Raw genomic sequence first — 15,896 nt, forward strand, 5'->3', positions numbered from 1 at the left:
ACTGAGTTGAGATTACGAGAAAGATCGAAACGGGTGTAACCCTCTAAGGTTAGAACGAGACTTCTCTACAAGAGATAGGGTCTGAGTTGCTGAGCTAGGGTTTGAACATGGGGCTGTTTCAGCAAAGATAGATGATTGCCTGGCACCTGATGTAATTGAATATCACTCGCCAGTGTACTCCAACCTAAAGTTGGATCTGGTTCAATGGCATCCGATTGTTCAGCCGCTCTAAACAAAGTGATGCGGTTGGGGTATGGCTGCGGCACATATCGGGACGCTGCTTGAGCGTTAGCATAGACAATTCGCAGCATGGGAGCGATCGCAGATTCATCTAAAAGCCGCAATCGGGACTCTTCAGGAATGAGGTGGGCGATCGCAGACCATTGCCAACGAGAAACCCAGGCTTTCCAAGGTTGCAAGGGCTGAAATAAGTTTGTGACGATCGCACCATAGTCCAGCAGAAAGGGCAGAGTAGACCAGAGAGCAGTTCCCAACAGAAACTTGAGGCTTTGATAGAAAGACGGTTTGTTGGAGGGTGCAGGAGTATCGAGAATTGCCAGAAGCCCAATCTGTTGCCCTGCTTGGGTCAGTTGTTGCGCCATCTCAAAGGCAACTAGCCCACCAAATGACCATCCTCCCAGAAAATAAGGGCCTTGGGGTTGGAGGGTTTGAATTGCCCGAATGTAGTAGGCTGCGATCGCTTCAATCTGGGTTAAGGGCGGATGTTGTCCGTCTAGTCCCAAGGGCTGAAGCCCATAGAAGCTGCGATCGCTGCCCAGATAATGCGCCAGTTCAAGGTAGGGAAACACCACGCCAAACATGGGATGCACACAGAAGAAGGGTTGCTTATTGTTACCCAGGGTTAAGGGAACTAGAGGCGATCTAGACTCTGTGACAGATTGATCAGGGACTACATCATTGTTGGGTAGTGGAGATGCTTCGTGCAGGTCTGGAAGGATTTGAGAATTGCCGTTGGGCAACGTCGAGCGCTTGTGACGGTAAGCAGAACGATCCAGCCGAACAAGTGGGGGAACCTGCATGATTGAAGTAGTATCACGCAAGGTTTCAAGAATGGGGGCAAGTTGGGCGATCGTGGGAGCCTCAAACACGCTCTTCAAAGGCAACTCCAGCCCAAAGACATCGCGGACACGAGAGGTTATTTGCGTTGCTAACAGGGAATGTCCACCCAACTCAAAAAAGTTATCGTGAATATTCACTTGTTTGAGTCGCAAGAGTTCTCTCCAAATATCAATCAGGGTTGATTCTGTTTGCGTTAATGGCGTGGTTGCTGCGGAATTGCGGGCGCTAATTGTTGTGCCTGATGAGTGGATTGAATCTTCACTGATTGGGAGGGCGCGGCGATCTACTTTGCCATTGGCACTGAGAGGAAGCGTTTCCAGCGGCACAAAGGTAGACGGCACCATGTAATCAGGTAGGATCTGTTTTAGAGCTTGACGGAGTTCAGGAATGAGTTGACGAGCAAATTGAGACTGGAGCGGATTGTTTGTGTAATGATGCCAAGATTGGTCAATTTGCTGAGGAATATAGGAACTAACTGTTGCATCAACGCCGTGCCGAATCAACAACACATCATAGTCACCTGTGTGAGAATGAGTTGACCAGGTAATCTCTACGTCGTAAGGCAGCACCGCTTCTAAATCCCACCAATCTTGAGGATTGAGCGCCATTTCAGCAGAATCCTGCAATATGTCTCGCATCCGCCCAACTGTTTTTGGAGCTTCTTTGTTTCGTAGCCAGTTTACGGTTTTGACAGCAGCATTTACCCGACTGTTCACTACGTTAGTAATCCTTAATATCTCTGGCTCAGTCTCGATTAGAGCCTTTTGCACCGCCTCGATCGTGATGGGATTAAGTCTCCAGTTATATTGTTGAATTGAATCAAATGAGCGCAACAAAGATTGACTAGCATCCGCAAATTTATCTTCTACATGCAGCAAAACGTTATAGCGAAACTGCGTCATCTCATTCTGACTGCAACCCCGCGAGAGACGGATTTGCACCTGTCGAATCTGAGGAAATTTAGTTCGCAATGCATAAAAGAATATGGGATCGATCGCTAGTTCAGGTTCCTCAAATTGCGATCGATTTACTTGTTGCTGAAGTTGAGGGCGTTCCATGTCTGCATCTGCCTGACAAAACTGCACCCAAGTATGAAAAGCCATCAATAAAGGCAGGCTTCGCACATCGCCCAGAAACAGAACACCACCCGGAGCCACTGCCTGAATTGCTCTCTCCAGCACCTGCATTAAGTAATCTACACTCGGAAAATACTGCACGATCGAGTTCAAAACCACAACATCAAACGATGTACTATCAATGCCTTCAAAATCGGTTGCCATTCGGCGCAGTAGTTCAACTTGAGGTAGATTGAGAGGATCTAATTGACTCTGAATCGATTCTAAAGAAGCTGTTGAGAAGTCTGTCCCCAAATACTTCTGACAGTGGGTCGCAATTTGAAAGAGTAACAACCCAGTGCCACAGCCAATTTCCAGCACGCGTTTAGGTTTAAGGGCAAGAATTTGCTGGACGCGATCGCTCACCCACGCTTGCATTTGCTCCAGGGGAATGGGTTCTCCAGTATAGCTACTGTTCCAACCGATGATATTGAATTGGGGAGTCGGAAGCGGGGACTGATAGGTTTGGTTGTAAAGAGTTTGCCAGTGTTGAAGTTGTTGGGTTTGCAGCGATTGTAGAACAGTTTGCTGAAAATGCTGGCGATCGAGGCTGAAGTAAGCGATCAGACGCATCTCGCTAGATGTCTCTCCTGAAGTGATCACAACCGCATCTCGGATTGCTGAATGACGTTCTAATGTCGCTTCGATTTCGCCCAATTCTACCCGGAAACCCCGGATTTTAATTTGGTGATCGACTCGACCCAGAAACTCAATTGTGCCATCGGTGCAGTAGCAGGCGCGATCGCCAGTCTTGTAAAGGCGAGTTGTTTTTAGAGTTTGAGTTTTAGAGTTCGGCAATCCTAGATCAATAAATCTCTCGGCCGTCAACTCTGGACGATTGAGATAGCCCCGAGCTAGTCCTTGTCCGCCGATATATAACTCGCCTGGGATGCCTACGGGAACAAGATTCAAGTTAGCATCTAGAATATACACCTGAGTATTCAGGATAGGACGACCGATCTTCAGTGGATTGTTACCGGGATAGAGTTCGGCAACGGTTGCCCAGATGGTAGTTTCTGTGGGCCCATAGGCATTGAAGAAGTGCCGATTTGCTGCCCAGCGATCGACCACTTGACTAGAGCAAGCTTCTCCGCCTGTAATCAGCACTTGAAGGGCAGGTAGTTCCGCAAATGGCAGCACAGCCAACACTGCCGGAGTTAGCAGAGCATGGGTAATCGCGTTATCTTTTAGAAATTGCACCAGTGACATTCCTGGTAGCTGGGCGGCTTTGGGGGAAATATACAACGTACCACCGGAGCCAAATGCCAGCGCAATCTCGAAAATGGAGGCATCAAAACTCAGAGAACTGAATTGAAGAATACGACTGTTGCGGGACGAGTGAAAGACGTGCTGCTGTGCCTCAACAATGTTACACAAACCGCGATGCGACAGAAGAACTCCTTTAGGTGTACCTGTGGAGCCAGAGGTATAGATGACATAGGCAAGATGCTCAGGAGTTAAGGGAACTACCTCACAAGGTTCCAGGTTCAGCGGTAATGGTTGATCTAGACAAAGTATCTTCGCTTGCGATACTGGCAAGGATTCAACTAACCAAGATTGCGTTAGCAGAATTGAAACCTGCGTGTCGGTCAACATGAAGTGCAGTCGATCGCTCGGATAATTGGGGTCGAGTGGCACATAGGCTCCCCCGGCTTTGAGAATTCCCAGAATCCCGATCACTATGTCGGCACGATCGACACACAGCCCCACCAGATCATCGGCTCGGACTCCCATCTGTCTCAATGTTTGCGCCAGACGATCGGCTTGCTGGTTGAGTTCTCTATAGGTGAGCGATCCCTGTTCTGACACAATTGCGATCGCCTCTGGAGTATCATGCACCTGTGCTTCAAAGATTTGGTGGAAACAATGATTGTTCGTGCATTCTGTGTCGATCGGGTTCCATTCGGCAAAAATCTGCTGCTGTTCTGCGGCTGTGAGCAGAGGCAGGTTTGACAGTCGAGTATCGGGATTAGTAACAATGCCTTCTAGTAAGGTCTGGAAATGTCCGACTAGGCGCTTGATTCTGTCGCGATCGAACAAATCTGTACTATAGGAAATAAAGCCACTCAACCCTTCCTGAGATGTCCATAAACTCCGCAGTCCGTGCGCTGGTTCCCACAGGTGAACCTCCAGATCAAACCGAGTGCTGCCTGATTCTAAGGGTGCAGGTTCTAGCATCAATCCCGGCAGTTTTAATGGCTGCATGGGGGCATTTTGTAGGGCAAAGGCAACTTGAAACAGGGGATTACGATTGAGATCCCGCTCTGGGTCTAATTCTTCTACCAACTTCTCAAACGGTAAGTCCTGATGCCTATATGCTTCCAAGGCAACATCTCGAACACGCTCCAGCAATTCGCGAAAGGTAGGATGATCAGAGAGATTCGATCGCATTACCAAACTGTTCACAAAAAAGCCGATCAGCCCTTCCAACTCACTTCGATGACGATTAGCGATGGGAGAACCGATCGCAATATCCTCCTGTCCCGTATAGCGATAAAGCAACGTTTGAAAGGCAGCAATTAGGGTCATAAATAACGATGCTCCTGTTTGCTGGCTCAAGACTTCTAGCGCCTGCGTGAGAGTAGGCGGAATTTGTAGCAGGTAGGTTGCACCCTGATAAGTTTGAACGGCAGGACGGGGACGATCGCTGGGCAGACATAGCACGGACAAATCTCGTAATTGCTCTCGCCAGTAAGCTAGTTGTTCCTCTAAAACTTCTCCCTGTAACCAGTTACGCTGCCAGCAGGAAAAATCAGTGTATTGAATCTGTAATGGTGGCAATATGGGCGTTTGGTTTTCAACAAATGCTGTATAGCAACAAGCCAGTTCCCGGATCAGGACTCCTAATGACCAACCGTCGGCAACGATATGATGCATCGTCAGCAACAAAACCGACTCAGTTGAATCAAATTGCAGCAATGTCACTCGCAACAGCCGATCGGTTGTCAGATTAAACGGGCGTTGTGCTTCAGCGGTGGCTAACTGTTGGCTGAAGCGATCGCGATCGCTCAGTGCAACCGTTTGCAGATTCACAACCGATAATTCAACTTTGACATCGGGTTCAATGACCTGAACAGGTGACCCATCAAGAATCGTAAATGTAGCGCGAAGGGCAGCATGACGACGCACAATTTCATGGAATGATCGCTGCAATGCATTTTGATCCAGTGTTCCTGTTAAGCGAATAGCAGCAGGGACATTATAGAAAGGGTTATCGGGTGTGAGTTGATACAAAAACCACAATCGCTGTTGAGCAAAAGACAGGGGAAATACCCTGCCCGGAACAGTGGGTTGAATCATCGAATTTGGCTGAGTCGAATGCGATCGCAGATCATGCAGGTATGAAACTAGTTCAGCTTTGCGATCGGCTAATTCTTGGCGCAATTCGGTGGTCAGTGTTCCTTCTGGAGCAGTACAGCGCAAACGAATCTCATTTAGGGACGCATCTCGATCGCCTTCAACAAATACTTGCACATCCAGGCTTTTTAGATAGGAAACGAATTCAACGATTGTACTGTTCGTCATAGTTCTACTTCCTCACGTCGTTGCAATCCTGATGCTTTGCCGTTATTAACTGTAATGCTATCTGTCTGAGTTGCCCATCTCAACGCTTCAATCTTTTGTGCTAGTTCTGCGATCGTAGGAGTTTCAAATACGCTTCGGAGTGGCAATTCTATCTGAAACCGATCGCGAATGCGCGAGACAAGCTGAGTTGCCAGCAGGGAATGTCCGCCCAGTTCAAAGAAATTGTCGTGAATGCTCACCTGTTTCCGTCCTAATAGCTGAGTCCAAAGTTCTTCCAGAGACGCTTCCAGAGAGGTTGTGGGTGCAATGGTCGGACTTATCTCCCTCGCAACGGTGAGGTTAGGAGGTGGCAGTGCCTTCTGATCTACCTTGCCATTGACAGTGAGGGGAAGCGTGTCCAACACCACGAATGCAGCAGGCAGCATGTAGGTAGGTAATTTTGTTTTGAGAAACGATCGCAGTTCACGCTCAGTTGGTATCGCTGATTTAGGGACAATATAGGCAACCAACTGACGCTCGCGTAGCGTCTCCGCAGGAGAGTCGCTTTCCATCTCACGCACAACGACTACTGCCGTTTGTACCATCGGATGTTGAGCAAAAATCGCTTCAATCTCGCCTAATTCTACCCGAAACCCTCGAATCTTGATTTGAAAATCTGTTCGTCCCAAAAACTCAAGATTACCATCGGAACGGTAAAGGGCGCGATCGCCTGTTTTATAAAGTACTGCGAACTCAGCACTAATAAACTTTTCCGCTGTCAATTTTGGACAATTCAAATACCCCCGTGCTAGTCCAGCGCCGCCCAAATAAATTTCACCATTAACGCCCGGTGGAACCGGATTCATATTTGCATCCAACAAGTAAACCTGAGTATTGGCGATCGCCTGACCAATGGGAATCGTCGTAGCGTTCTCTGGAACGTCCTGTACTTCATGCCAGGTGGAAAATGTCGTATTTTCGGTGGGCCCATATACATGAATTAGATGCTGGGGTTTGCCCTGTTGCAGCACAGAGCGTACCCGATCGACACTCACCCTCTCACCGCCAAACAGCAGATATTTGAGCGATCGAAAGGCATCGGGAATTTGACTAACTGTTTGGTTGAATAATGCCGTTGTCAAGAACAAGATACTAATTTGCTGCTGCTGCAATTCAGTAACAAAACCAAGGGGCGAAAGCGTTATTTCCCGCTCAACTCCAATGAGTTGAGCACCATTTAGTAATGCGCCCCACACTTCAAAGGTTGCTGCATCAAAGGCGAGGTTTGCCACCTGTGCAACACGATCGCCCGGTTCTATGTGAACATAGTTAGTCTCGCATACTAAGCGATTCACAGCCCGATGCGGCACCGAGACTCCTTTGGGTGTTCCGGTTGAACCAGAGGTATAAATCACATAGGCAAGCTGCTCTGCTGTACAAGGCGTAGACAGATTCTCATCCGACTCCTGGGCGATCTTGTCCCATTCCTGTTCCAGACAAATGACCGTCGTTTTGTTGGTTTGAAGTGAATCTGCCCAGTCTTTCTGGGTCAATACCACCGCGATTTCGGCATCCTTCAACACAAAGTGTAGTCGCTCCATTGGATAACTAGGATCAAGAGGAACGTAAGCGCCACCCGCTTTTAGCACCGCCAGCATTGCCGCGATCGCCTCAACTCCGCGCTCTAGACAAATTCCAACAGGCATTTCAGCCCTAATCCCTAGCCTCTGCAAATACCGCGCCAGTTGATTGCTGCCCTGATTTAACGCCTGATAGGTGAATTGTTGACTACCAAATTTGACCGCGATCGCCGTAGGTCTTTGACTGACCTGCGATTCAAATTGTTGATGAATACAAGTATTTATAGGATAGCTGGATGGGCTTCTATGCCAATGCTGTAACAACTCTCGTTGTTCTTCACTGGTTAATAAGGGTAGTGCAGAGAGATGAGTATCTGGATTCGCAACAATACCCTCTAACAGCGTCTGAAAATGATGTCGCAGAGATGCGATTGTTGCTGAATCAAACAAATCGGTGTTGTAGACTATCACACCGCGTAACCCATCAGATTGCTGCCAACCCTTACCCCACAAGTTCCTGAAGTTATCTGTGCATTTCCAGACATATAGCTCCAGGTCAAAGCGCGCAGTCTTAGTTTCAAACTGCACCGGACTCAGCACTAATCCCGGTAACACCAGTTGCTCCATCGGCGTATTTTGCAACGCAAAAACCACCTGAAATAGCGGATTTTGACCGAGGCTCCGCACAGGCTGCAACTCCTCCACCAGCTTTTCAAACGGCAAATCTTGATGAGCATACGCGGCTAGTGTGACCTCCCGCACCCGCTCTAACAACTCGCGAAAGGTGGGATCACCCGCCAGACTAGTTCGCAACACCAGGCTGTTCACCAAGAATCCAATTAACCCTTCTAGTTCGCTGCGATGACGATTGGCAATGGGAGAACCGATCGCAATATCCTCCTGTCCCGTGTAGCGATGCAGTAACGTTTGAAACGCCGCCAGAAGCGTCATAAACAGCGTCACGCCCGCCTGCTGACTTAATTCTTCTAGGGCATTCAGTAACCACTGCGGCAGTTCCAGTAATTGACTGGCACCCCGATGGCTTTGCCTCAACGAACGAGCAGCAGCACCGGGCAAATCTAGAAGAGGGACATTCTTTAACTGCTGCCTCCAGTAGCGTAACTGAGTGTTCAGCATCTCTCCCTGCAACCACTCTCGCTGCCAGTGGGCAAAATCGGCATATTGAATGGGCAATTCCGGCAATGCAGCAGGTTTATCTTCAACTAACGCCGCATACAGTTCGCCCAACTCTCGGATCAAAACACCGCTTGACCACTCATCAAAAATAATGTGATGCAATGCGAGCAGCAGCAGATGTTCGGTGTCATGCAATCGCCATAGCTGTACTCGCAACAAGGGTTCTTTGACTAGGTGAAAAGGCTGCTGGATTTTCTGCCAGATCTGACTCAGTGCAGCGTCTTCGCGAGTGCTAGTGGGTAATGCCCGTAAATCAGTCAACCTTAGCGGCACTGGGAACTCATGAGCAACCACCTGAACTAATTGCCCATCTACCACATCAAACGTGGTTCGGAGGCTTTCGTGGCGATGAACGATCGCTTGAAGACTCTGATGAAATTTCGATCGCTGTAGCGAACCTGTGAGCTGAAATACAAGTGGAATAACGTATAGAGAGTCTCCAGGAAGCAGTTGTTCGATAAACCACAAGCGCTGTTGAGCAAACGAGGCTGGAAAGATAAAGACATCTTCCTCAACACGCTCCTGATCCAGTTTGTCTGACATCACTCACACCTAATCTATTTAACCTCACTCTGTTGTAAGGGGAAAGCTAGATTAAGGATTATGCTTTAAGATAGATTTTAAACGGAGTATAGGTGCGCTAATGTTTTTATGAGGTGTGAGTATCCCATTATGATGCCCAAGGATGAAAACTGAAGATGACTGGACTCGCGGATTGAGTTAGTCTAATCCAATCCTTAACCTTCTCAAACGCTTGTTGAATCGATGCCACACTACCTGACTCAAAATGTAGGGTTGAAACAACGCGATCGAGGGCTTAAGCAGGTGCAGCACTTCCATAAAAGTACGATAGACCCTGGCTTGATCGACCATTAATTCCATCAGTTGGTCCCAATACCAACTCACAAATCGAGTAGCCGCGCTAATCGGTTTGCCCGGCGTGTTGCGGTAACGGTAATCTACACCCGTTGCAACTAACCAAGCTTCTCGATGTGCTTTCGCCAATTGTTGTCGAAGGTGGCGGGTATGGTGGTTGAGATCGTCGATCGCATGGTGCTGGAAAAATTGATCTAAAGTCATGGCTTCAAGTGCAGCAACCGTCATAGCTTGTCCATAGGTGGGATTCAGCAAGCAAGCCGCATGACCAACCGCAATAAAATGGGCGGGTGAATCCGAGAGTTGGTCATAATGGCGCAAGCGATTTTCGTTGCCGTAATAAGCATAAATCGGCGTGAGCGGGGTAGCTTGTTCAATCACCTCTGCCAAGATTGGGGTAGGTAGACTGCGAGCAAAAGCTAAAAAGCCAGCCTCGTCGGTGGGAGGATAATCGCGATTGCCCCCAACTAAACTCACAATCCAACGAGTGTTACGGGGATCGGAGCATTGCGAAGCAGTTTCCCCTTCGGAGAAATCGCCCTCGATCGGCAAAATTGCCCCACCGCGTTGTCGCTGGGGTGGAGCGGTTGGCACAAACAACAGTTTCCAATCTACCGATAGGTCTGCTGGAGGTTGGTAGATGCGGGCAACATAGCCCACAAACGCATTGACTTCTGTTTCGGGGGGTGGATCATATCCCAATGCGCTCAACCACTGCGGCGCGTGGGACGCTTTTCCACTCGCATCCACAATCAGGTCGGCGTAGAGTTCCTCGGTTGATTGGGGAGTAGAACTCGCACGTCGGTGCAGCGATACCCCAACAATTTTCGTGTGTTCTGCATCCGTTAGCAATCCGGTAACGCTGGCTCCTTGCAGAAATTGCACGTTGGGAAATGTCGCTAATCGATGACGAATCCGCCAATCCAATAAGTCTCGGCTACAGGTAAACAGCCGCAAATCTGAGGAACACCGAGTCGTCCATCCTGCGGAGGTCAAAAATGCCATGTCTTTCATACTGTCTACCTCGATCGCACCCTCTGCAACGAGTTCTGCTCGGAGTCCTGGGAAGAACTGTTCTAAAATTTGTTGTCCCCGCAGCATGAGGCTATGCGGAAAGCGAGAGTGAGGCACACCTTTGCGAGGTGCAGGCTGATCGGGATAAATGTCACGTTCCACAATGGTGACGCGCTCGAAATGGTTTGCCAGGGATCGACCCACTAACAGTCCTGCCAAACTACCGCCAATGACTAACGCATGCTTCTTGTGTTGCATCGGGACATCCGTTTGTAAATTGCTGCGCTCCGATCGAGTAACTGGGCTTCAGATTGCAGGTGAGGACTGAAAAGCAGATTTTTTGTAAGTCTAATGACTTAACCTGACAAAAGTTTGTCAGGTACGAGGATCATCCAACAGTTTGGGACAAGATTTGGTTTCAAACAATGCCTGCGGAGTCATGACCCCATCCAATCTTGGAAACCAGCGATTTACTAAAAGCCGATGGCGAGATTTGAACTCGCGACCGCTCGATTACGAATCGAGTGCTCTACCACTGAGCCACATCGGCAGATGTACGATTAGCAAGTATAACAGGGTTTATGATTGTCGTGGGCTGATTTTTGTCGTGGACTGCTAAATTTTTCTGTCTAACCCGATCGCTGCAAACTCATGTCACGATAATTTTAGACTCAATGCACCTAAATCAATGACCGACTCAAAACCAAAGCGTCTTAGCCTCAAACAAACCGATCCCGAAAAATATGCTCACCTGAGAGCCGAAGCAAGAGCGCCCTATCGAGGGTTGAGGAAATTTGTCTATGGAGCCTTTGGCGCATCAGGGGCGATCGGGGCGGTTGTTTTCTTGGCGCAGATTTTAGCAGGTCGTGAGGTCGAGGCGGCTCTCCCAAACTTGGCGATTCAGATTGGGGTGATTGCTTTGATGATTTGGTTATTTCGCATCGATAAGGCAGGTCAAAAACCTTAAGATGCTAATGGGCACGGCAGTGCCATGCCCCTACGCCGATTTGTGTTATGGCTAAACTTTGAGGGCTGCCATTTTTCTGACCGCTTCGATGATCTGCTGAGGTTGGACGATCGTCAGATTTTCTAGCGCCCCGTTATAAGGGGTCGGAATATCTTGAGACGATAAACGCATCACTGGCGCGTCTAATTCATCAAACAGCCGATCGTTGATCGAGGCGACGATTTCGGCACCGATTCCGCCTGTTCTCATACATTCTTCGACGACCATGACGCGATGGGTTTTGCGGATTGAGGCCCCGATCGTCTCAAAGTCCAAGGGCTTGAGGGATAGCAGATCGATCACTTCTGGATCGTAGCCTTCTTTTTCTAGCGTCTTGACCGCTTGCATGACGTGGTGACGCATTCGAGAGTAGGTCAAAATCGTCACGTCTTCGCCTTTGCGAACCACTTCTGCTTTGTCGAGCGGCAATATATATTCGCCTTCTGGCAAATTTTCTTTGAGGTTATAGAGCAGAACGTGTTCAAAAAACAGCACCGGATTGTCGTCACGAATGGCGGCTTTGAGCAGTCCCTTCGCGTTGTAGGGAGTGGAACAGGCGACAATCTTCAGTCCAGGGACGGCTTGAAAGTAAGCCTCTAGACGCTGCGAGTGTTCTGCACCCAGTTGCCGACCGACTCCACCGGGGCCGCGAATCACCATCGGAATTTTGAAGTTGCCACCAGAGGTATAGCGCAACATACCTGCGTTGTTGGCAATCTGGTTAAACGCGAGTAGCAGAAAGCCCATATTCATGCCCTCAATAATGGGGCGCAAACCAGTCATCGCGGCTCCGACTGCCATACCCGTAAAGCTATTTTCGGCGATCGGAGTGTCTAGCAACCGCAGATCCCCATACTTTTTATAGAGATCTTTGGTGACTTTGTAGGAGCCGCCATAGTGCCCCACATCCTCGCCCATTACCATCACCGTGGAGTCACGCGCCATTTCTTCGTCAATGGCTTCTCGAAGGGCGTTGAAGAATAAGGTTTCAGCCATTGCTTCCTTTAATCGTTGCAGCAGACTCCTTATTTTAGAGGAGGTTGAGCGATCGCGAAAGTCCACAAAATCAGCAAGTGAAAAAAATAGCTACTTTTCAGCGATTTTATGCCAGATGCTTTTGCACGATCGCGACTAAATGCTCTGTCCAATGGTTAACTAGCTCGTCGGTTTCGGCTTCGACCATCACCCGAATCACGGGTTCTGTGCCAGAGGCCCGCACGAGAATGCGCCCACGATCGCCCATTGCTGCTTCTGCCTGCACGATCGCCGTTTGCACTGCATCACACGATTGCCAGTTGAGCCGTCGATCGCGATTCTCAACGCGGACATTCTTTAAAACTTGCGGATAAGTTTGAAAACTCTGATCCATTAAGTCTGAAAGCGTAGCGCCTGATTGTTTCACCAGTGTAGCCAAATGCAAAGCCGTCAACAAGCCGTCGCCGCTCACGCCATAGTGCGGACAGAGAATGTGTCCTGACTGTTCGCCGCCCAGTTTGGCACCGTGCCGAATCATTTCTGCCTGAACATATTGATCGCCAACCGCCGCCCGAATCAGTTGTCCTCCCTGTTTTTTCCAGGCACGCTCGAAGCCGAGATTTGACATCACCGTAGACACGATCGTATTCCCCGGCAGTTGCCCAGACTTGAGAAGATGCTGCCCCCAAAAATAAAGCAGATAATCACCATCGACGGTTCTGCCCTGACTGTCAACGGCAAGGACGCGATCGGCATCGCCATCAAAAGCAAATCCTAAATCGGCGGTGTGTTCTTTGACAGCAGCTTTGAGTAACCCCAGATGAGTTGAGCCGCAGTTAACATTGATGAGATCGCCATCGGGTCGATCGTGCAAACAAATAGTTTCTGCCCCCATCGCCTTGAAGACAGCCTCAGACAGCCGAGTCGCAGATCCCCACGCCAAATCCAACACTACTCGCATTCCTGCCAAAGGCTGATCGGTTTGAGTCGTCAAAGGAGCCTGTAATGCTTTGAGATAGTGACAGATTAGCTCCGATCGCGAGTAGTGCTGCCCCCATTTTGAAGAGGCTGAAACAACCGCTGCCCGACCCCGCAACGCCGCTTCGATTTGCTGCTGTAGCTTGGTTGCGAGTTTCGTCCCGTCGGGGTTAAAAAACTTGATGCCATTATCTTCGGGTGGATTGTGACTGGCAGAAATCATCACACCTCCGATCGCGCCGCAGTGACTCGTCAAAAAAGCCACAACCGGAGTCGGACACAAGCCCAGATCCCACACGTCTACCCCTGCCGCCGTTAACCCCGCCGATAGCGCCATCGCTAACATATTGCTAGAGTTGCGAGAATCTTGACCCAAAATCACAGGCGCGATCTCAGCCGCCGTTGCTTTCAAGACTTGCCCTGCCCAATAGCCAATTTGCATCGCTAAAGGAGCCGTCAATAAATCGCCTGCGTGACCCCGAATTCCATCGGTGCCAAACAGCGCGGTATCAGGAAGCGCGATCGCCCCCCAACTTGAGACACCAGAATCTAACAGACTGGGTGATTGAGTCCTTGTGGGCGATGAAACCATAGCTGAATTTTACTCCTCACGTTCTTATCTGTGGAGAATACCACTTCTCTCATAAAAGTGACTCTACAGCCCCAGCGACGACAACAAAGACTGAAATTCTCCCCAAGCCATTCCTTTTTGAAGGTAGCGGGGATCGTTGGGATTATAAGGGCTTTGTAAGCGATCGATCGACAAGATCTCTGCCCGATCGGGCACTACAGGCACATCGGGGTCAAACGCAGTCGGGTTCATCAACGAGCTAGAAAACCCCTTGAAAACCGCAATCTCATCAGGTTGTCCGTCTACTTCTATTGACACCAGCAAAACTTCGTCAGGACGCTTGAGCGTATATTGCTCTAGCCGTCGCCCTAGAGGAGGTGGGTAATCACTCATGGGTCATGTCAAATTAGTAGTTTCCCATCGCCGATCGCTTGCGCTTGCCGACTTTAAAGAACACAAAATAGCCGAAATAGAGCGTGTAAGCAATCAGTCCGCCGATTCCTAAAAAGCCTAAAAACCAGGGTTGGGTTGAGCCATGAAAATATTCTCGATATAACCAGGCTGGCTCTAACCAAGCGCGGCAAACCGCATCGCTTTGCATCTGAACGCTCGTTTGCAGCGCACAGCCCAAGGTCGGCAATTGTGCCAAAGCGCCTAGCACACAATAGACTGAAACTGCCCAACGCCAAGAAGTCATCGTCAATTTCAGCGGACTTGAGCGCTGTTCACGAATTTCTTCATTCAGATCAGCCCAATACCATAGGGAAATGGGCACTAGAATGCGAGCGAGCCAACCTGTAAAGAAGGCGATCGGCAAGGCTCCAATCAATAGATAGACGGTAATTGCCAGTAGGCTAGCGACGCGCCAGTAAATGGTCAGCAGTCGCTGCATCGCTTCTGCCTTTTGCACAAATGCCCAGATCAAAATTGCCAGGGGCGCGATCACCGTAAAGAGGATCGCTAATCGATAATCTGTCCAGACGAGCGGAGCAAACCAGGGAGCATCTTGCATGATAAAAGTTAGTGCGCGGTTTATTCAAAGCACGTCAGTTCGACAGAAGTGGTTCGCTTCGATTGTGAATTTGGAAAGCCCCCTAAATCCCCCATTCTGGGGGACTTTGAACCGAAATTCTGGCTTTTGCCCCCCAAATTGGGGGATTTAGGGGGCAAAAGTCGCTCTTAACGAAGCGAAAAAACTCCTCGAACTGACGTTAAAAGCGTAGCGCAACACGTCTGAACTGAGATCATAAAAAACAAGCAACCAGATTACCACGCGGGGAATCTAATTGCCTGTTCGATCGTTTCAGAGTTTGGATTAGTCACAAACCCAGATTCTTAAAGTCGCCTTAGGTGTCGTAGACGCGGCACTCTAGGGCATCGGGATTGTCATCACAAAACTGCTCTAAAGAGTTTTTGGGCTTGGTCTGAAGTTGGTGAGCGCGTTCTGCCTGAAGCTCTTCAACGGCATCCCATGCGGCAGCGCACTTAGGATCTTTGCCGTCAATTCCGCAAACTTCGCGGGCGTTGTCGCGTTCTTGTTCAATCTGCTTTTCGATGTCACTCATGGTTATGCTTTCGTCCTTTCGTTGAACGGAGATACTGAAATGGGTCGCTCAAGGAGTTTGAGAGAGTAGGCACAATTCAGGGTTTGAGGTGCCGCTCACTTACTGTCACAGATATAGTGATACAAGCGATCGCAAATGCGTTTCTCAATCGAGGGTAATCTTTTAAGATTTAGGCATCTGCAACCGACGCAACACTTTATTTAGACCTGAAAGTACTCACTATTACGCTTGTATCGATAGTTTAACCTGCTTTGAAACCAGCGTCGCGTTCGGGAAACCCAGCAAATGATTACGGGAAGCGCGATCGCGAAAATTATTGCCCAAATTGCAGGCTGATCGATCAAAATAGTCTGATCACGGGTCTTGAATTGATCGCTCCAGTCTATGCAGGGGTTTAGTAAACTGAGAGTACGATCGTCACAATAATGTCTACCT

The 15,896-nt window shown here is 49.1% G+C and carries 9 protein-coding genes and 1 tRNA gene; 1 reads left to right on the forward strand and 9 read right to left on the reverse strand.

Annotated features, from left to right (window positions below; all coding sequences use genetic code 11):
• Nucleotides 1–65: 65 nt before the first annotated feature.
• The 4 genes from C7B65_RS10275 to C7B65_RS10290 all read right to left on the reverse strand — a co-directional run bounded on the left by C7B65_RS10275 (nt 66) and on the right by C7B65_RS10290 (nt 10,916).
• A complete protein-coding gene (locus C7B65_RS10275) occupies nt 66–5,720 on the reverse strand; it encodes a non-ribosomal peptide synthetase (protein ID WP_073071731.1) in 5,655 nt (1,884 codons plus the stop codon).
• The gene (locus C7B65_RS10280) at nt 5,717–9,019 is read right to left on the reverse strand and encodes a non-ribosomal peptide synthetase (RefSeq protein WP_073071729.1); all 3,303 of its coding nucleotides are present in this window, start codon (nt 9,017–9,019) and stop codon (nt 5,717–5,719) included. The genes C7B65_RS10275 and C7B65_RS10280 overlap by 4 nt, the downstream gene beginning before the upstream one ends.
• A gap of 177 nt (nt 9,020–9,196) precedes the next feature.
• Entirely contained in the window at nt 9,197–10,624 is a 1,428-nt protein-coding gene (locus tag C7B65_RS10285; RefSeq protein ID WP_073071727.1) for an FAD-dependent oxidoreductase, read from the reverse strand.
• Nucleotides 10,625–10,844: 220 nt separating this feature from the next.
• Nucleotides 10,845–10,916 (reverse strand) — tRNA-Thr (locus C7B65_RS10290).
• Nucleotides 10,917–11,054: 138 nt separating this feature from the next.
• Here C7B65_RS10290 and C7B65_RS10295 point away from each other — a divergent pair.
• Nucleotides 11,055–11,333, forward strand: coding sequence for a DUF3493 domain-containing protein (locus C7B65_RS10295; RefSeq protein ID WP_073071725.1), 279 nt, complete (start codon nt 11,055–11,057; stop codon nt 11,331–11,333).
• 51 nt (nt 11,334–11,384) lie between these two features.
• Here C7B65_RS10295 and C7B65_RS10300 read toward each other — a convergent pair whose 3' ends face one another.
• The 5 genes from C7B65_RS10300 to C7B65_RS10320 form a co-directional block, all read right to left on the reverse strand.
• The gene (locus C7B65_RS10300; protein WP_073071724.1) at nt 11,385–12,368 is read right to left on the reverse strand and encodes an alpha-ketoacid dehydrogenase subunit beta; all 984 of its coding nucleotides are present in this window, start codon (nt 12,366–12,368) and stop codon (nt 11,385–11,387) included.
• A 106-nt stretch (nt 12,369–12,474) separates the two neighbouring features.
• The gene (gene glmM / locus C7B65_RS10305) at nt 12,475–13,917 is read right to left on the reverse strand and encodes a phosphoglucosamine mutase (RefSeq protein WP_073071722.1); all 1,443 of its coding nucleotides are present in this window, start codon (nt 13,915–13,917) and stop codon (nt 12,475–12,477) included.
• A 63-nt stretch (nt 13,918–13,980) separates the two neighbouring features.
• Complete coding sequence (locus tag C7B65_RS10310; RefSeq protein WP_073071720.1) at nt 13,981–14,289, reverse strand: DUF7734 family protein; 309 nt, start codon at nt 14,287–14,289, stop codon at nt 13,981–13,983.
• 13 nt (nt 14,290–14,302) lie between these two features.
• The gene (locus tag C7B65_RS10315) at nt 14,303–14,908 is read right to left on the reverse strand and encodes a DUF3177 family protein (protein WP_073071718.1); all 606 of its coding nucleotides are present in this window, start codon (nt 14,906–14,908) and stop codon (nt 14,303–14,305) included.
• Between the two features lie 334 nt (nt 14,909–15,242).
• A complete protein-coding gene (locus C7B65_RS10320) occupies nt 15,243–15,461 on the reverse strand; it encodes a Calvin cycle protein CP12 (protein WP_073071716.1) in 219 nt (72 codons plus the stop codon).
• Nucleotides 15,462–15,896: the final 435 nt, after the last annotated feature.

This window comes from Phormidesmis priestleyi ULC007 (assembly GCF_003003695.1).
Lineage (GTDB): Bacteria > Cyanobacteriota > Cyanobacteriia > Leptolyngbyales > Leptolyngbyaceae > Phormidesmis_A > Phormidesmis_A priestleyi_A.